Below are 18,185 nucleotides of genomic sequence, written 5' to 3'. Positions count from 1 at the left end.
TCCTAACTTCTGCACATAAGAATAGGCACCCTTATTACAAGAGTGCCTTACATCCAAATTCATCTTCTTATGCAAATACCTTCAGATTCAATGCCAGCGCAAGCAGGATAAATAATACTGCGAGCACTCTGGTAACCTTCACTAAAGTACCTTCCATAGAACGTCCTTTGTTCTGTCCCCAGTAAGAATCAGCCATACCTCCGATAGTTCCGAGTCCTGCCGACTTACCTTCCTGTAATAATACAACTATTGTCAGTGCAATACAATCGATTGCAAGTAAAATCATTAATACGGTCTTCAAAATTTCCACGATTCACACCTCCTGCGGATTAAACATAATTATTTTAGCACAGGAGTGTCCATATAGCAAGGAAAATCTGCTGTCTTTCCCAACATTTCCTCAATCCTCATGAGGCGGTTATATTTCTCTACACGCTCTGATCTGCACGGTGCACCGGCCTTGATAAGCCCCGTGTTAAATGCGACCGCAATATCCGCGATCATCGTATCCACAGTCTCTCCCGAACGATGGGATATGATTGCCTGCCAGCCCGCTCGGTGTGCCATTTCCACCGCATCAAATGCCTCACTTAACGTTCCGATCTGATTGATCTTCACGAGGATCGCATTGGCTGCGCCAAGTTCTATCCCTTTCTTCAGACGTTCGGTATTCGTCACAAACAGATCGTCTCCTACCAGATATACTTTTCCGCCAAGGTGCGCAGTCATCTTGACCCATCCTTCCCAATCTTCTTCGTCTAGCGGATCTTCGATCGAATATATCGGGAACTCTGCAAGCAGTTCCTCATAATACGCGATCATCTGATCTGTCGTGCGCAGAACCTTCTGTCCATGCATCCGGCTCTCACCGTCAAACACATAAGCATTCAGCTTCTCATCATAGAGCTCAGACGCTGCCACATCCAGTGCAAACAACATATCCTTTCCCGGCTGATACCCTGCCATTTTGCAGGCATCCATTAACATGCTCAGTGCCTCTTTCGCATCCGGAAGATCCGGTGCAAAACCACCTTCATCTCCTACCGCCGTGTTACAGCCGTGCTGTCCAAGCAGTGTTTTCAGGCTCTGGTAAATCTCCGCACACATCCTTACACCTTCCCGGAAATCTGGCGCACCCACAGGCAGGATCATAAATTCCTGAATGTCAATCGTGTTGTCCGCATGCCTGCCACCGTTCATAATATTCATCATCGGAACCGGCAATGTTCTCGCCTGTACACCGCCAAGATACGTGTACAATGGACGTTCGGATATTTTTGCTGCCGTTCTCGCCGCTGCCATCGACACCCCGAGAATTGCATTAGCGCCAAGTTTCCCTTTATTCCTGCTGCCGTCAAGTCTCTTCAGCACCTCATCCAGCCCTCTCTGGTCCAGTACATTCATCCCCACGATCTCCGGCGCGATCTGTGCATTCACATGGTCAGCCGCGTGCTCCACACCTTTTCCCATGTAACGTGCCTCTCCGTCACGCAGTTCGATTGCTTCATATTTCCCAGTGGACGCACCCGACGGTACACTTGCACACCCCACGGTTTTCTCTCCAGCCAGTATCTCCACCTCGATCGTAGGATTCCCTCGCGAATCAAGGATTTCTCTCGCATATACATCTCTGATCGGTACATATTTATCCATAAAAAATACCTCCTATTACAGGAGGTATTATTTCCAGATTCCGTTCGTTCTATCCCACAACCAAACCTTCTGCGCGAATCACATCGATCACCTGATCTACGTATTTCTCACACAGTTCATCCGTCGTTGCTTCTACCATGACACGAATCACAGGCTCTGTACCGCTCTCACGCACCAGAATACGTCCGTCATCGCCCAGCGTCTCTGCCACTGCATTAACTGCTGCCTGCACTGCCGGATTCTCACGGGCAGTCTTCTTATCTGTAACACGCACATTTTTCAGAAGCTGCGGGTAAATGCGTACAGGCTCTGTAAGCTGGCCAAGGGTCATCTTCTTCTCCAGCATAACTTCCATAATCATCAGAGAAGTCAGGATACCGTCTCCGGTCGTCGCATGCTTGCTGAAAATAATGTGTCCGGACTGTTCACCGCCCAGAGAATAATTATTCTTTACCATGTTCTCGTATACGTATTTGTCACCAACAGCGGTCTTCTCATATTTCATGCCCACTTTATCGCAGGCTTTGTATAATCCGAGATTGGACATTACCGTTGTCACGATCGCATCACCATTCAGACGTCCTGTTTCTTTGAGATATTTACCACATACGTACAGGATCAGGTCACCGTCTACGACATTGCCATTCTCATCCACTGCGATACAGCGATCCGCATCTCCATCGTAAGCAAATCCTACATCCAGTCCCTTTTCACGTACATACTCCTGCAGCACGTTGATATGAGTAGATCCACAGTTCGTATTGATATTCAGACCATCCGGTTCGTTATTGATCACATAGGTCTTAGCACCCAGCGCATCAAACACACTCTTTGCGATCATAAATGAGCTTCCGTTTGCACAGTCAAGTCCTACCTTTTTACCTTCAAAAGATCTGGTTGCCAAAGAAATCAGATATCCGATATAACGGTTACGTCCTGCTGAGTAATCTGTGGTGCGTCCGATCTGATCCTTCTTCGCCAGTGGAAGCTCCGGTATCTCTCCGTCAATGTATGCTTCAATCTTCTCCTCAACATCGGCATCCATCTTATGTCCCTTGTGATTGATCAGCTTAATACCATTATCATAGAATGGATTGTGGCTGGCAGAGATCATAATACCGCAGTCAAAATCCTCGGTTCTTGTCACGTAAGACACACTCGGTGTAGTCGTAACATGCAAAAGGCATACATCCGCACCGGAAGCTGTCAGACCTGCAACCAGCGAGTACTCAAACATATAGCTGCTTCGTCTGGTATCCTTACCGATCACGACTCTTGCGCGATGTTCCTGTCCGTAATACCATCCGATATAACGTCCCACTTTGAAGGCATGCTCCACTGTCAGCACTTCATTGGCCTCACCACGGAAGCCGTCTGTTCCAAAATACTTACCCATAATTCTTCTCCTTACTATCCTTATTAATGTATCTATACAGTTCCGTTTATACGGTAAATTTTTTCAAGAATGCCTCGGCATTCTTGCTGCGAGGTGCGCGTCATGCAATTGCATGACATACTTCTACTGCGCACCTCTGCAATCCTGCCGGAGGCTATATCAGCTGGGGGGATTGACTCCCAGCTGATATAATATTGCAACAAAATCCAGTTATGATGCACTTATCTCTGGCTCCACGCAGATCTTGATAACAGGATCAATATCGGGAATATCTCCAGTCGACCTGCCAGCATATCTCCGATCAGTACTAATTTGGAGAAAATGCTGTATGCGCTAAAGTTACAGGTCGGTCCTACAGCATCCAGTCCCGGTCCGATATTGTTAAAACATGCAAGCACTGCTGAAAGATTCGTCTCCACCGAAAATCCATCAATGGATATCATCAGGAAACTTAAGATCACAATGATCACATAGATAGCCATGTACGCATTGATGCTTGCCACAATCTTCTCGTCCACCATACGACCGTTGTTGCGCACTACCTGCACTTTCTGTGGATGCAGAACTTTACGGATATTACGATGTGCACTCTTCAGCAAGATCAACGCGCGTCCGCATTTCAGACCTCCTCCGGTACTTCCTGCACACGCTCCGAGTACCATCAGCGACAATATGATCGCCTTGGAAAATCCGGGCCATTTATCAAAATCCGTCGTAGCAAATCCGGTGGTTGTAATAATACTGGACACCTGGAATGCCGCATGTCGTATAGTCTCACCCAGAGATCCGTAGAATCCTCGCAGGTTCCACACAATCAGCGCCGTACTTCCAAGCACAGCGCCAAGATATAACCGTAATTCTTCATCAAAGAACACTGCCTTGAACTGCCTGATCAAAAGCAAATAATAGCAGGAGAAATTCACTCCGAATAACAGCATGAATACAGTCGTTACATTCTGCAGATACGGACTATAACCTGCTATGCTGTCGTTCTTAATACCAAAACCACCGGTTCCGGCTGTACCGAACGCAGTACAAAATGCATCAAATACCGGCATATGACCAGCCAACAGGAAAATAATATTAATGACCGTCAGCAAAATATAGATCAGATACAGGATCTTCGCTGTATCCTTCATCTTAGGAACCAGTTTACCAACGACCGGTCCCGGGCTTTCCGCACGAAGAATGTGCATCGTATAGCCTCTGCCCTTGCCTCCTGCCGGCACAATCGCAAGCAGGAACACCAGCACACCCATACCGCCCAGCCAGTGGCTGAAACTTCTCCAGTACAACAGACATTGGGACATGTCTTCTACTGCCGGTAAAATGGATGATCCGGTTGTAGTAAATCCGGATACGATTTCAAATAATGCATCCACATAGTTCGAAATCTCACGAGCGATAAAGAATGGAAGTCCACCAAATAATGACATACCGATCCATCCAAGTCCTACGCACGCCAAACCTTCTTTTGCGTAGAATCCACTTGCCGCATGCCTGCAGGTAAGCCTTAAAAACGCAACCACCACTGCAATGATCAGAATACTCCAAAGCAGTGCCTGCATGGCATTATCTTCTCCGCATACATAGCCGATGATCACCGCCGGAATCATAAACAAACCTTCCACAGTCAATATCTGGGCCAGAAAACGCCCAACCATCTTATAGTTCATAATGACGTCTCCTCACCTATTCAAATATATCATCCAACTGATATAGTACTTCGTCACGACCGGATACAACAACTACCGTATCGCCCACCTCAAAGCTGGACTCTCCATCCGGCACCTCTGTCCTCGCCTTATGAGAAATACCTGCGATCAGGATATTCTTTTTCGTCTCCATGTTCTTCAATGGCACTCCACAGTATCTGGTATCCTTCTCCACGAGAAATTCCAGTGCTTCTGCCTGACCATCCGCGATACCGTACACCGTAATCGCAGCACCTTCCTGATTATGCATTGCACGCACATAACGTACGATTGCATTGGTACACAGCTCCTTCGGACTCACAATACTTCCTATAGGAAGATTCTCGATAATCTTGGTGTGATCCAGATGTCCTACCTTCGTGATCACCTGCGGCACGCCACAGTTATTACCATATAAAGAAATGATGATATTCTGCTCATCCATGCCAGTCATCGTAATCAGCGCATCGCAATCCTGGATGCCTTCGCTCTCCAGCAGTGCCTGATTGCTGGCATCTCCATGGATAATGCTGGCTCCCGGCAAACGCTTCGCCAAATCCAGACATTTCTCATAATCCTGTTCAATGATCTGCACGATCATACCACTCTTCTTCAGTCTCTCGGCAAGATAATAGCTGACTTTACCACCGCCACAGATCATAACGCGACGTACCTTATGCGTAATAATGCCCAGATTCTTCAATAATATCGTCAGATTATCGGTCGGTGCCGTAACAAAGATACGGTCGCCTTCCTGCAATACGAAATTGCCATCCGGTGCAATTACCTTGCCTTTTCTCAATACAACGCATACCAGTACTTTGCATTTTGCTACGGAATCCAAATCATTCAATGCCAGATCCTTCAGCTTACTGTCCGAACCAATTCTCAGTTCTACAATCTCAAGTCTTCCCTTTGCGAAAGAATCTCTCTTCAGGAATCCCGGGTATTTCAGCAGATGCTCAATCTCAATCGCAGCCTGCTTCTCCGGATTCACTGACAATGACAGCGCAAATATCCCACGCATCCGATAAATCTGCTTGCTGTATTCCGGATTCCTGATACGTGCAATCGTATGAATATCAGGATTCATACCATGCGCTGTAAGACAGCACAACAAATTAACTTCATCCGCACTTGTCACCGCGATCAGAAGATCTGCATCCTTAACGCCTGCTTCTTCCAATATCTCCATAGATGCGCAATTACCCCGAATCGCCATCACATCAAATCGCTCAATACTACTATCCAACACATTCTGCTTCGAATCAATCAGTGTAATATCATACCCGGCTGCTGTCAGTTCCCGGGTCAGTGATGCTCCAACTTTACCATCACCAGCAATCAATATCTTCATTTTATCCTCCATCGGCACTCTCATGCCTGGCTCACAAGCCTACTATCCTATATTAAATCTATACTCCATTATAGCAATTCGTTCCAGAAAGGCAATCCTTTTTTTACCCCAGTATTACCTGAAGCACAACAGCGGCGGATATCAGAAAGACTCCACATCCAAAAAGAACTGCGCAGGCACCAAGCATTCCCCACAGCGCTCCTCTTTTCTCCCGTGGGAATACCTTCGTATATCCCGGCTGCCCCCTGTGAATCAGATAGTTACCTATATATAAGAGCAGTGGTGCTATCGTTGCAAAAATCATATAAATGCCAACAGATGCTAACGGCAGTCTGTCTGTTGCCACATCAACTGCCTGTGCGCCTGTTCCCTGCAGCCTCTCCAGCCACACGAGCGCATTGGTCAGTATTACTGAAAATGCATTATTGGTAAAATGTATTAGCATACAATAGAAGATGTTCTCCGTCTCAAACAGAACATATCCCATAACAAGTCCAAGTATCGCCGTTGGCACCATACGCCACACGCTGCCATGGCACGCACCAAAGAATAATCCTACGATAATAATCCCAGTCCATTTGCTCCGCGTCCCACGAAAACAGGTCAGTAATGCTCCGCGAAATGCAATCTCCTCGCAGATTGCCGGCGTCACTGCAACCACCAGCAGGTCAATCCACATCGGTGTCGCAGACATCAATTCATCTACACCATTACTCGCATTCAGCATCTGGTCCGGAAAAAAATACGCCATCGTAAGTGTCACCACGCTGGTCAGCAGCAAGATACCGCCCCACAGGATCAAAGAGCCAAATATACCAGACCATTTCAGCTTCCGAAATGGAAATGCCGTCTTCATTCTGCCCCGCATGATCAGAATCATTAATATACCGATCAATGCCAGCACAATCTCATGAAGTACCACTCCCGCCGTTCCAAATAAATATCCAAGTATGCCGCTCAGGATAAATATCTCAGCTACAATCAATACCGCCAATATCACAGCGGTCACATACGGCTTCTTCCGATGTTCTCTGCTCCACGCTGTCTGTCTCATCTCATTCATAAATCTGTCTACCTGCTCTTTCCAGTCTTTTCTTACGTGTGCTGTCAGAGTTCCAAGGTCTAAATCCACACGAACTTACCACAACCATATTATAACGTAATCTGACTCAATATCTCCCCGATCGGTGCAGAAATGGTCAGTTCCGCACCCACTTCTCTCGCCGTCGCACTCTTATTGATCACTACCAGATGCTTGCCATGGAAATAATCAATAAATCCTGCTGCCGGATATACCACCAAAGATGTGCCTCCAATGATCAATGTATCCGCTTCACTGATCGCCCGAATACTCCGATCGATCACATTACTGTCCAGCCCTTCTTCATATAATACAACATCCGGCTTGATCATGCCGCCACACTCACATCTTGGCACGCCATCTGCATACTTCACATACTTCGCATCGTAGAATTTGCTACATTTCATACAGTAATTGCGATGGATGCTTCCATGAAGTTCCAACACATTCTTACTTCCGGCAAGCTGATGAAGCCCATCAATGTTCTGCGTGATCACCGCCGTAAGCTTTCCCTTCTGCTCCATCTCCGCAAGTTTTCTATGCGCCGGGTTCGGCTCTGCATCCAGAAACATCATCTTATTCTTATAAAATTCATAGAACCCCTCCGGATTCTGCATAAAGAAGCTATGACTTACGATCTGCTCCGGCGAATACTTATACTTCTGCTGATAAAGTCCATCCGCACTCCGGAAATCCGGAATATTACTCTCCGTAGATACACCCGCGCCTCCGAAAAACACAATCCTGCTGCTGTCATCTATAATTTTCTGTAATTTTGCAACTTCCTCTGCGTACATATATCTGCACCTCCTGTTTTATCTATTGTATTCCCAATACTGTCCTTTTTCAATATGAGACCTGGCTTTTCATAGTAAATGCAACAGGGTGACCTGTTTACCTTGAAAAACTACCTGTACCAGAAATTTTTTATTTTTTTCAAAAAACTCTTTACAATTCATATTGCCTGTGGTAATATAGCTTTTGTCAGCAAGCGGAGATGGCGGAATGGCAGACGCGCTAGATTCAGGTTCTAGTGGTGGCAACACTGTGAGGGTTCAAGTCCCTTTCTCCGCACTAGCTAGTGGGGCGAGAAACCTTGTAAATCAAGGCTTCTCGCTTTTTTATTACTCATTTGAGTTTGATTACCTTTGATTACCTTTTTATGCACATACAGATATTATCTTGAGCTTTCATTACAACTAAAAAGTCCCACAAGATTTTCTCCTGTGAGACTCATTTCATTCGTTTACTCCCAATATTCTCTATCCTTTTATATAATCAAATGCTACTCTCTTACTTCCGTCCCTGACGTATATAATTCCGCATTTTTTAAACCCATATCTGAGCACTGCATCCTGCATCGGCTGGTTATCTTCATGCGTATCAATTCTGAGACAATCAATCTTTTCACTGCAGTAATCAAAGCAGGTCTTTGCCAGGCCTTTCGCTTTACCGGATGATGCAATTCTGTGGATGGTTCCGTAGATCTTACTGCTGTGCCATTCGCCATCTTCGATCACCTGATAAGTCGGATCTTCACCGATGATGAACGCGAATGTTCCTACGATCTCATCATTTTCCACAAACACATAAGAATTACCGTTGTCGATATCTTCTGTGATAATTTCTACCGATGGGTATCCGTCATTCCACTGTGTCAGATTGCCTTTGCTGCGCATAAATGCTTTTGCATTTTCATACAAATCCATAATTACTGGGACATCTTCTTTTCTGGTCTTTCTGATATTCATCCTATCTTCGCTGTTCTCCTTTATTTGATTTCCATTCTTTTACATATTCCAAGAACGCTTCTGTCGCCGGATCCAATTCGCTGTCTTTCAGATATGCCACGCCCAAGGTCCGTTTGTAATGCTCCGTAAATGGACGGATGCAAATGTCGAATGGCGGATTGGACAGCAATAATTTCGGTAATACACTGATTCCCATCCCATCGGATACCATTTTCTGGACAGCCACGTCATCATCTAACTGGTAAAGCACAGTCGGATGAATGTCATTCTGCTCAAAGATCCCACCCGCTTCAAAGTCAAAACCATCTTCTGAATAAATATAATTCTCGTCCTTAATATCAGTCAGATTCACCTTCAGTTTGTCTGCCAGTGGATGATTTCTCGCCGTCAGGAGCATCAGTTCATCCGTATCCATCGGATAAAATTCCAGATTATCCGGGAGCAGATAATTGGACACAAAGATACAATCCACCTCATTCTGATCCAGCTTATCATGAAGCTGCGAAGAACTTCCCATTGATATTTTAAAATGAATATTTGGATATTTTTTTGAAAAATTCTTTACCATGGAAGGTAACCAGTTATATGCAATACTCTTGATCGTTCCGATATGTATATAACCATTTTTCAGACTGGTCAGATTCGATGCGATATCCGCAATACGGTTCTCGGCATCGCAGATTGTTCGCAATTCCCGGATAATTTCTTCTGTATTTGAGATTGGCAGCATGCCATTTTTCGTTCTTTTAAACAGCGGAAGACCAAGTTCTTTCTCAAAGCTCTTAATTGCCTGACTGATCGCTGACTGCGTATAATTATATTTTTCTGCTGTGACTGATATGCTGTGTGTATGATACACGCTTAGAATCATTTCGTACTTTGTCATTTTTTTGCTCCCTGTTTGTAACACTCTTTTTTATTATATAATTGCAGCAGCCAGTACGCAAGACGCATCCACCGCGCATACATTAGAAATGTTAAACGACCCATTCAATATTTTTTATATCATAACCATTTTTCTTCAATTCCTCCACTCTTTAGATATATTAAATGACCCATTTAATTTTCTTAAATTGTTTAACAAAAGACAAAGTTATAAAATTAAAAATGCTGGCGGATTTCCAAGGTTATCGGGGTGGACATCTGCCAGGTAACTGTTTATCACAATATTTTGGTATATTTATCTGGAGGGTTAAAATGAATGCAGTAATTTTACTAAGAATTGTTTTGATCGCATTTACAATCTGCTCTGCTTTGTTTCTGATTGTCGATCTGATCAAGCACAAAGACGAGATCCATTTCAAAAAGGGTATTACACTTGCCCTGATCGGTTTATTCACCAACATGCTGGATACCTGGGGTATCGGATGTTTTGCAACACAGTCTGCATGTTTCAAATTCACCAAATCAACGAATGATGAGATTATTCCGGGTACATTAAATGTCGGCAACACGATTCCCGTTGCATTAGAGGGCATCCTCTTTATGACTTTCGTAGACATTGATCCGTTGACTCTTTATCTCATGCTGGCCGCAGCTGCTATCGGCGCACTCGTTGGTTCCGGCATCGTCTGCAAATGGGATCTGAAAACCGTTCGTTATGCTCTGTCTGTCGGTCTGGTAATCCTGGCTGTTGCACTTGTATGCAAGAACGCCGGCGTCGGTCCATTCGGTGCTGTCGGCACTGCAACCGGACTTAGCGGTATTAAATTAGTCGTAGGAGTGGTCATTAACTTCTTCCTTGGCGCATTGATGATGATCGGTGTTGGTCTGTATGCTCCATGCATGGCACTTGTTGGCGCACTTGGTATGAACATCGGAGTTGCATTCCCAATCATGATGGGTTCCTGTGCATTCCTGATGAACGCATCCTGCTTTAAATTCATCAAAGAAGGAAAATACGACCGTACCGCAACGATCATGCTGTCCATTTTCGGATGTATCGGTGTAGTCATTGCATATAAGGTTGCATGCTTCCTGTCACTGTCCACATTGACTTATATCGTATGTGTGGTTATGATCATCACTTCCGCAACATTCTTCCGCGATGCGCGGAAAATGTCTATGCCTTCTGAATCAGAGCGGGCACAGAAAGAGTTGCAGAAGTCCGGAGCAATGACAGACTAATCAGTTAATATAAAAATCGCAAAAGGATTCATATAATAAATGGGAGGTAACCGGATTACATATCCGACACCTCCCATTTTTTATACTTTTCTTTATACTTTAAGCTGACTGTATTCGCTCTAGAATGAGAATGTCATTGCTCTCAGAACTTGCTTTTCCTCTTCGTCCAGCCGGTTCTCCTGCTTCAGAGCCTCTACCATATCTACATCCTTGATCTCACCAAAATAACGCACGACTACTCGATTCGTCTTACCTTCTGCCAGAGCCTTTACAGCCACATATCCCATGCGGGTAGCTGTCACACGATCTCGTGCTGTCGGTGAACCGCCTCGCTGAATATGTCCGAGTACGGTCACTCTAGGATCCAGTCCCAACTCTGCACGGATCAGATCTGCGACTTGATGCCCGGCAGTACCATTACCAACCACTTCATTATCCAGCGTTCCGTCTGCTTTACGCTTAGCTCCCTCTGCTACGATTACCATAAAATGGGTACGCCCTGCAAGTCTTGCATTACGGATCTTCTCCGCAACGTCTTCCTCAAAATCCCAAGGTTCTTCCGGAATCAGAACGGCTGTTGCACCTGTCGCAATACCAACATACAGTGCCAGATTACCTGCTCTGTGTCCCATGACCTCGATAACCGAGCATCTCTCATGAGACTGCATCGTATCACGGATCTTATCGATTGCTTCTACTGCCGTATTCGCTGCTGTGTCGTATCCTATACTATAGTGGCTGCATCCGATATCATTATCAATTGTACCCGGTATGCCAACTACAGAGATCGGATATTCCGTAGAAAGTGCCAAAGCTCCGGCAAATGTACCATCACCACCGATTGCCACAATTCCATCCAGTCCGAACAGCTTACAGTTATCGTATGCTTTCTTACGTCCTTCCTTAGTACGGAATTCATCACTGCGGGCTGTGTACAACATTGTACCACCCTCGTTGATAATATGCGACACATCCACCGCTGTCATACGGTACATGTCTCCACTGATCAATCCATGCCATCCGCGACGGATACCTACTACTTCAATTCCCATGTAGAGTGCTGTACGCACTACGGCACGTACAGCCGCATTCATACCTGGTGCGTCGCCACCGGAAGTCAGTACTCCGATCCGCTTAACCGCACATTTCTTTTGCTCTTCCATCCTAACACCTCATTTCGATATTTGCATATCGTTCCTTCTTCAATGCATACTCACATTGTAACAATCTGAATTTAAAATGTCTATGAAAATATTGTCAAAATAATGTTAATAATTCAATCTGTTCTTTGAGATATTTCATAATCTATTGCTATTTAAATATATCTATATTATAATCTAATAAAAGAACAACCGCCCACAAGGGGTTGACCAGTATGTTAAGTAAAAACCGCCCTTACTCGCCAAAGTACAAGGGCGGTTTTGTTAGCTTTAATGCACTACTTCAAATTCGAAAAAATGAATGTCAGTAATGCAAGAATAAACATTCCGAAGGCCATCAGGTCTTTAAAATCAAAATGTCTCATCAGCACCACCCCCATTCTATATAAAATGGAGGTCAGCCACCCTGCAACACGATTGTTCTTATTAATCATATCATTCTTTTCATTTTTCTTCAATCTTTTGTATCATTTTGCATTTTACCAATTCCAATAAATACGCAAGTGTACATCCAACCGAAATGGAGCACTCGTAACAGTTCCATTAAACACTAATCTTTGAATTCAAAGCTAAGAACCTAATATAAACACGAAAAAAGCGCTTCCCCATACTGAAGCGCTTTTCTCACTATAAACATTTTAAGAAGGAATTAGAAATTGTCTTATTTCTTTTTTTTCGGAGGCTGGTGGATGCACATTCCAAGGCAGTCTGCGCATGCCTCTGCAAATGCCTCTGAGTAGCTTGGGTGAGCGTGAATGATAGATTCAGCTACTTCATTCACTGTAATCTCCATCTGCATCAGTGCGACTGCCTCTGCGATCATCTCAGATGCGACGCCGCCTACCATATGTACACCAAGAATCTGACCATATTTGTTGTCAGCGATTACCTTGATAAATCCTGTTGTCTCTCCAGATGCAACACTTCTTCCGTTAGCAGCCATATTAAACTTGCCAATACGAACTCCTTCTGGATGAGCCTCTTTTGCTTTTTCTTCTGTAAGACCTACAGAAGCAGCTTCCGGTGACAGGTACAGGCAGCTTGGTACATAGCTCAGGTCACATTTTACTGCGGTTCCCTTTACTGCATTTTCAGCTGCTACTTCACCCATCTTGAATGCTGAGTGAGCAAGCATGATACGTCCATTGATATCACCACAAGCGTAGATATTATCAACAGATGTCTTCATCGTATCATCTACTACGATCTTGCCTCTCTCTGTCTTAATCTGATCAGCAAGCTTACCAAGGCATCCAAGGTCTGCTGCACGTCCGATTGACAGAAGGACTTTATCTACTTCAAATTCTCCGTTATCTGTTACGATTACCGGATGTCCGCCATTGTCTTTGATCTCTAATACTTTACGTCCGCAGTTAACGCTTGCGCCGCCTTTCTTCAGAGTCTTGTCAACTTCTGCAGAAATGTCTTTGTCAAGCATAGATACTACGCGGTCCATAGCCTCTACGATGGTAACCTTGCTTCCGAATGCGCTGAATGCAGATGCCATTTCACATCCGATTACACCACCACCGATGATACCAAGTCTTTCCGGAACTTCTGTCATAGCCAGGATCTCATCACTGGTCATAACATCTTTGTGATCCACACCCGGAATCGGGATACGGATTGCTTTAGATCCACCGCAAAGGATGATCTTGTCAGCTTTGTATGTCTTGCCGTCACATGCAACTGTTGTTGCATCTTCCAGAGAAGCTTCTCCGGATACCAGCTTCACGCCATTTCCTTTTAACAGGCTTCCAACACCGCCTGTCAGCTGTTTTACAACTTTGTCCTTATATGCTACAACCTTTGGCATGTCTACGCTGTGCTCAGCATTAACTACAATGCCTCTTGATGCAGCTGCTTCGATATGATGAATGTACTCAGCAGTCTTCAGATATGTCTTAGTCGGGATGCATCCTCTGTTCAGACATGTTCCACCTACGGTATCTTTCTCGAAGATGATAACCTTTCCGCCAAGCTGTGCAGCACGGATTGCTGCTACGTATCCGGCAGGACCTCCACCGATTACAGCTACATCATATTCATTTTCTTTCTTCTCTGCTACAGATGCTGCTGCCTCAGCTTTTGGTTCCTCAGCTGCAGGTGCATCTCCTTTTGCTGCCTGCTCCGGTACCTTTTCTCCGGCTTCTCCGACATATCCCATAACTGTGTTAACCGGGACTACATCTCCACCCTGATAAAACTGAGCAAGAAGAACTCCTGCTGCAGGAGACTCAATCTCCATGGAAGTCTTATCTGTCTCGATTTCCATGAACATTTCGCCTTTTTCTACTTTATCTCCAACATTCTTCAGCCACTTAACGATAGTACCTTCTTCCATGTCCATATCGTTCTTTGGCATAGTTAATTCTGTTGCCATATTATCCTCCTAGATTAAATCAAGATTGTGACCGGATTTTCAATCAGCTCTTTCAGGTATGACTCGAATTCGCAAACTTCTGTTCCGTTCAGGATTCTGTGGTCAAATGTTACGCAGATCATCATCTTCTTACGTACAACTACCTGTCCGTCTACCAGTGCAAGCTCATCCTCTGTTCCACATACACCAACGATAGAAGCCTCTGGCTGATTAATGATTGGTGTAAAGCTGTGTGTTCCGTACATACCAATGTTAGAAATGGTAATACGTCCGTCACCCATTTCGCTTGATTTTAATTTACCGTCTCTTGCTTTCTTAGCAAGTTCTTTTGCATCCTTAGATACCTGAAGCAGTGTCTTCTTATCAACGTCTTTGATTACCGGTACAACCAGTCCGTCTGTGATACCAACTGCCATTCCCACATTAACCTGATTGTGGACGACATACTCGTTGCCTTCCAACGTCATGCGGAATCTCTCGAACTTAGCTGTAGCTTTGCCGACAGCTTTAATGATCAGGTCATTTACAGATACCTTCTCAGCCTTCTCTTTACCCTCGTTGATCTTAGCACGAAGAGCAAGCAGCTCTGTAACATCAACCTTGATGTTCTGTGTTACGCTAGGAATCTCAGTATGACTTGAGTTCATGTTCTTCATGATAGCCTTACGCATAGAAGAAAGTTTTCTACGCTCAAGTACTTCTGCGATCTCCTTCATTGCGCCTGCAACATTTTCTTCCTCTGCTGCTGACTGAGCCTGAGCAAATGCTGCCTTGATATCATCACTGAGGATCTTTCCTCTGTATCCGGATCCCTGAATAGTTGAAAGATCTACGCCGAGATCTGCTGCCATTGCCTTAGCAAGCGGTGTTGCAACCGGTGAAGCTTCAATTGCTGTAAATACATCGATTGCACGGATCTCGCCGTGACGACCTGTCGGAACTACTTCTTTCAGATCGATCCCATTATCTTTTGCAAGCTTCTTAGCATATGGAGTTGCAGGAATTCCACTTGCATCAGACAGAACCTTTGCAGGTGCTTTTTCTGCAGCAGGTGCTTCCTTTTTCTCTTCCTTCGGAGCTTCCTCAGCAGCAGCCTTTGCGCCCTGCTCCGGAACAGCTTCTCCGGCTTCTCCGACATATCCCATAACTGTATTAACCGGCACTACATCTCCGCCCTGATAGAACTGAGCAAGGAGAACTCCTGTTGCCGGAGATTCGATCTCCATGGAAGTCTTGTCTGTCTCGATTTCCATGAACATCTCACCTTTTTCTACTTTATCGCCAACATTTTTAAGCCATTTAACGATAGTACCTTCTTCCATGTCCATATCGTTCTTTGGCATCGTCAATTCTGTTGCCATTATGCTTCCTCCTTACTATCTTCCTATAAAACGTCTCTTACTGCAGCTTCGATCTTAGCTGGTGTAGGGAATGTTTCAGCCTCAAGTGTCGGGTTAAATGGCACTGGGCAGTACAAAGCACCAACACGTTTGATTGGAGCGTCAAGATAGTAGAAAGCTTCGCTGTCTGTGATCTGTGCAGCAACTTCACCGCCGAAGCCACCGAACTGAACAGATTCGTGAACGATTACAGCTTTGTGTGTCTTTTTAACTGATTCAATAATTGTATTTGTATCAAGTGGTGAAAGAGTACGAAGGTCAACAACCTCAACATTGATTCCTTCTTCTGCTAACTTCTCAGCCACGTCAAGACTCATCTGTACCATTCTTCCGTATGTAAAGATACTTACGTCTGTACCTTCTCTCTTTACATCAGCAACGCCAAATGGAATTGTGTAATCCTCATCCGGAACCATACCTTTTACATTATAAAGCTTCTTCTGCTCAAGGAAGATGACTGGGTTGTTGTCACGGATTGCCTGCTTTAACAGACCCTTTGCATCATATGGCGTAGATGGAACTACAACCTTCAGTCCAGGTACATGCAGATACATCTGCTCCAGAGACTGTGAATGCTGAGCAGCTGCTCCAGTACCACCACCAGCTGCTGTACGGATAACCATAGGTACACTTACCTTACCGGCGAACATAAAGTGCATCTTAGCAGCCTGGTTGATGATCTGGTCATAACATACTGTCATGAAGTCAGAGAACATCAGCTCTACGATCGGACGCATACCTGTGATAGCTGCACCAACACCAGCTCCTACGAAAGCCTGCTCAGAAATAGGAGTCTCACGAACTCTTTCCGGTCCGAATTCAGCGATCATTCCCTTTGATACACCAAATGCTCCATCGTAAACACCAATATCTTCACCCATTAAAAATACTTTTTCATCGCGACGCATCTCTTCAACCATAGCTTCACGAACCGCGTCTCTATAAGAAATCTTTCTCATTTCACTCATCTTTCTTTTCCTCCTAAACTACTCTGCGTATACGTCTGCTTCCAAATCTGCAACAACCGGCTGTGGCTGAGCCTTAGCGTACTCAATTGCATCTTCGATCTTCTTATCAACAGTTGCCTGCATAGCGTCAACTTCCTCATTTGTAAAGATCTTATTCTCTACAAGGAATTCGCGGAAACGGATGATCGGGCTGTGATCTTCCCAATATTTGATCTCTTCTTTTGAACGATATTTATTATTATCTGATTTAGAATGTCCAGATGTTCTGTATGTATTCTCAACCACGAGAACCGGTCCATGCTCGTTCATTACATACTCACGGGCTTCCTTAACTGTCTCATATACTTCAAGAACATTGTTACCGTCACACTCAAATGCCTTAAATCCAAATGCATCTGCTCTCTTTCCGAAGTCTACTGTCTTAGTAGCTTTTGCTTTTGCTGTAGACATTCCATATCCATTATCTGTCAGGATAAACAGTACAGGCAGTTCCCACACAGATGCCAGGTTCATAGACTCAAGAATTGCTCCTTCGTTAGAAGCACCATCTCCGAAAAATGCAGCACATACACGATTCGGAATATTCTGCATCTTAATACTGAGTCCTGCACCACATGCGATAGGTCCGTTACCACCAACGATACCATTGGCTCCAAGGATACCATTGTCGAAATCGCAAATGTGCATTGATCCACCTTTACCATGGTTTGTACCTGTTGCACGTCCAAGGATCTCTGCCATCATGTCATTTACATTAACACCTTTTCCAAGCGCCTGTCCATGTCCACGGTGTGTAGCCAGCATGTAATCATCTTTTGTAAGTGCTGCTGAAGTACCAACACCTGTTGCTTCCTCTCCAATGCTCAGGTGCATAGTTCCGTGTACAAGTCCCTGTCCAAACAACCAGAATGCTCTCTCTTCAAAAGTATGTACAAGCATCATTCTTTCCATCAACTCTTGAAGAAATTCTTTGTTTTCCAATAAGCTCTTGTCTTTAACATTAAATCCTTCCATAGTTATCTCCTTCCAAATATCCATGTTTACATTTGTATACTTGCTTTTCTATTGCAAAGCCTTTCTGTCCATAATATAGCACTATGACATGCCAGTGTCAACCGATTTAGTTTATTTTTGTAATTTTATATATTTTCCTCTTTACATTTGTTAACTTTTACTTGTCAAATCACTATTTTCGTTCTATAATATATTAAACTT

General features: G+C 44.5%; 15 protein-coding genes and 1 tRNA gene. 2 read left to right on the top strand and 14 right to left on the bottom strand.

Annotated features, from left to right (window positions below; genetic code table 11):
* Positions 1-67: 67 nt before the first annotated feature.
* From secG to DWZ93_RS04895, 7 genes are all read right to left on the bottom strand, one after another.
* Complete coding sequence (gene secG / locus DWZ93_RS04930) at positions 68-310, bottom strand: preprotein translocase subunit SecG (RefSeq protein ID WP_118382433.1); 243 nt, start codon at positions 308-310, stop codon at positions 68-70.
* Positions 311-339: 29 nt separating this feature from the next.
* Positions 340-1,653, bottom strand: a complete 1,314-nt coding sequence (gene eno, locus DWZ93_RS04925) for a phosphopyruvate hydratase (RefSeq protein WP_118452146.1) — start codon at positions 1,651-1,653, stop codon at positions 340-342.
* A gap of 49 nt (positions 1,654-1,702) precedes the next feature.
* A complete protein-coding gene (glmM, locus tag DWZ93_RS04920) occupies positions 1,703-3,049 on the bottom strand; it encodes a phosphoglucosamine mutase (protein WP_118452145.1) in 1,347 nt (448 codons plus the stop codon).
* A gap of 221 nt (positions 3,050-3,270) precedes the next feature.
* Positions 3,271-4,725, bottom strand: a complete 1,455-nt coding sequence (locus DWZ93_RS04910; protein ID WP_118452143.1) for a TrkH family potassium uptake protein — start codon at positions 4,723-4,725, stop codon at positions 3,271-3,273.
* Positions 4,726-4,741: 16 nt separating this feature from the next.
* Entirely contained in the window at positions 4,742-6,100 is a 1,359-nt protein-coding gene (gene trkA / locus DWZ93_RS04905; protein ID WP_118382429.1) for a Trk system potassium transporter TrkA, read from the bottom strand.
* 103 nt (positions 6,101-6,203) lie between these two features.
* Positions 6,204-7,232, bottom strand: a complete 1,029-nt coding sequence (locus tag DWZ93_RS04900; protein ID WP_118452142.1) for a type II CAAX endopeptidase family protein — start codon at positions 7,230-7,232, stop codon at positions 6,204-6,206.
* Between the two features lie 20 nt (positions 7,233-7,252).
* Complete coding sequence (locus DWZ93_RS04895; RefSeq protein ID WP_118452141.1) at positions 7,253-7,978, bottom strand: NAD-dependent protein deacylase; 726 nt, start codon at positions 7,976-7,978, stop codon at positions 7,253-7,255.
* A 194-nt stretch (positions 7,979-8,172) separates the two neighbouring features.
* On the opposite strand from DWZ93_RS04895, the gene DWZ93_RS04890 reads away from it, so the two are divergent.
* Positions 8,173-8,255, top strand: a tRNA-Leu gene (locus tag DWZ93_RS04890).
* A 188-nt stretch (positions 8,256-8,443) separates the two neighbouring features.
* Here the strand turns inward: DWZ93_RS04890 and DWZ93_RS04885 are convergent.
* Positions 8,444-8,932 carry a GNAT family N-acetyltransferase gene (locus DWZ93_RS04885; protein ID WP_118452140.1) on the bottom strand — a complete coding sequence of 163 codons (489 nt, stop codon included), beginning with the start codon at positions 8,930-8,932 and terminating at the stop codon, positions 8,444-8,446.
* A gap of 1 nt (position 8,933) precedes the next feature.
* Positions 8,934-9,818 carry a LysR family transcriptional regulator gene (locus tag DWZ93_RS04880; RefSeq protein WP_118452139.1) on the bottom strand — a complete coding sequence of 295 codons (885 nt, stop codon included), beginning with the start codon at positions 9,816-9,818 and terminating at the stop codon, positions 8,934-8,936.
* Between the two features lie 311 nt (positions 9,819-10,129).
* Between DWZ93_RS04880 and DWZ93_RS04875 the strand changes: the two genes are divergently transcribed.
* On the top strand, positions 10,130-11,059 hold the full coding sequence (locus tag DWZ93_RS04875; RefSeq protein ID WP_243061122.1) for a permease: 930 nt from the start codon (positions 10,130-10,132) through the stop codon (positions 11,057-11,059).
* Positions 11,060-11,178: 119 nt separating this feature from the next.
* On the opposite strand, the gene DWZ93_RS04870 is transcribed toward DWZ93_RS04875, so the two are convergent.
* The 5 genes from DWZ93_RS04870 to DWZ93_RS04845 all read right to left on the bottom strand — a co-directional run bounded on the left by DWZ93_RS04870 (position 11,179) and on the right by DWZ93_RS04845 (position 17,984).
* The gene (locus tag DWZ93_RS04870) at positions 11,179-12,222 is read right to left on the bottom strand and encodes an ATP-dependent 6-phosphofructokinase (RefSeq protein ID WP_118382421.1); all 1,044 of its coding nucleotides are present in this window, start codon (positions 12,220-12,222) and stop codon (positions 11,179-11,181) included.
* A 658-nt stretch (positions 12,223-12,880) separates the two neighbouring features.
* Positions 12,881-14,602 carry a dihydrolipoyl dehydrogenase gene (lpdA, locus tag DWZ93_RS04860; RefSeq protein WP_118452138.1) on the bottom strand — a complete coding sequence of 574 codons (1,722 nt, stop codon included), beginning with the start codon at positions 14,600-14,602 and terminating at the stop codon, positions 12,881-12,883.
* A gap of 14 nt (positions 14,603-14,616) precedes the next feature.
* Positions 14,617-15,963 (bottom strand): dihydrolipoamide acetyltransferase family protein, encoded by a 1,347-nt coding sequence (locus DWZ93_RS04855; RefSeq protein WP_118452137.1) that lies wholly within the window; start codon positions 15,961-15,963, stop codon positions 14,617-14,619.
* A 23-nt stretch (positions 15,964-15,986) separates the two neighbouring features.
* On the bottom strand, positions 15,987-16,970 hold the full coding sequence (locus tag DWZ93_RS04850; RefSeq protein ID WP_330421724.1) for an alpha-ketoacid dehydrogenase subunit beta: 984 nt from the start codon (positions 16,968-16,970) through the stop codon (positions 15,987-15,989).
* An 18-nt stretch (positions 16,971-16,988) separates the two neighbouring features.
* Positions 16,989-17,984 (bottom strand): thiamine pyrophosphate-dependent dehydrogenase E1 component subunit alpha, encoded by a 996-nt coding sequence (locus tag DWZ93_RS04845; RefSeq protein WP_118382417.1) that lies wholly within the window; start codon positions 17,982-17,984, stop codon positions 16,989-16,991.
* Positions 17,985-18,185 lie beyond the last annotated feature (201 nt).

Origin of the sequence: Dorea sp. AF36-15AT, from assembly GCF_003477705.1 — a bacterium.
Classification (GTDB): Bacteria; Bacillota; Clostridia; order Lachnospirales; family Lachnospiraceae; genus Claveliimonas; species Claveliimonas ammoniilytica.
This window is presented reverse-complemented; position numbering and strand designations above follow the sequence as displayed.

Bases quoted from the DNA above. Each gene is read 5' to 3' on its own strand.
- DWZ93_RS04885 (WP_118452140.1), bottom strand. From the start codon at position 8,932: ATGAATATCAGAAAGACCAGAAAAGAAGATGTCCCAGTAATTATGGAT.
- DWZ93_RS04875 (WP_243061122.1), top strand. From the start codon at position 10,130: ATGAATGCAGTAATTTTACTAAGAATTGTTTTGATCGCATTTACAATC.
- glmM (WP_118452145.1), bottom strand. From the start codon at position 3,049: ATGGGTAAGTATTTTGGAACAGACGGCTTCCGTGGTGAGGCCAATGAA.
- eno (WP_118452146.1), bottom strand. From the start codon at position 1,653: ATGGATAAATATGTACCGATCAGAGATGTATATGCGAGAGAAATCCTT.
- trkA (WP_118382429.1), bottom strand. From the start codon at position 6,100: ATGAAGATATTGATTGCTGGTGATGGTAAAGTTGGAGCATCACTGACC.
- DWZ93_RS04910 (WP_118452143.1), bottom strand. From the start codon at position 4,725: ATGAACTATAAGATGGTTGGGCGTTTTCTGGCCCAGATATTGACTGTG.
- DWZ93_RS04850 (WP_330421724.1), bottom strand. From the start codon at position 16,970: ATGAGTGAAATGAGAAAGATTTCTTATAGAGACGCGGTTCGTGAAGCT.
- DWZ93_RS04845 (WP_118382417.1), bottom strand. From the start codon at position 17,984: ATGGAAGGATTTAATGTTAAAGACAAGAGCTTATTGGAAAACAAAGAA.
- DWZ93_RS04855 (WP_118452137.1), bottom strand. From the start codon at position 15,963: ATGGCAACAGAATTGACGATGCCAAAGAACGATATGGACATGGAAGAA.
- lpdA (WP_118452138.1), bottom strand. From the start codon at position 14,602: ATGGCAACAGAATTAACTATGCCAAAGAACGATATGGACATGGAAGAA.
- DWZ93_RS04870 (WP_118382421.1), bottom strand. From the start codon at position 12,222: ATGGAAGAGCAAAAGAAATGTGCGGTTAAGCGGATCGGAGTACTGACT.
- DWZ93_RS04880 (WP_118452139.1), bottom strand. From the start codon at position 9,818: ATGACAAAGTACGAAATGATTCTAAGCGTGTATCATACACACAGCATA.
- DWZ93_RS04895 (WP_118452141.1), bottom strand. From the start codon at position 7,978: ATGTACGCAGAGGAAGTTGCAAAATTACAGAAAATTATAGATGACAGC.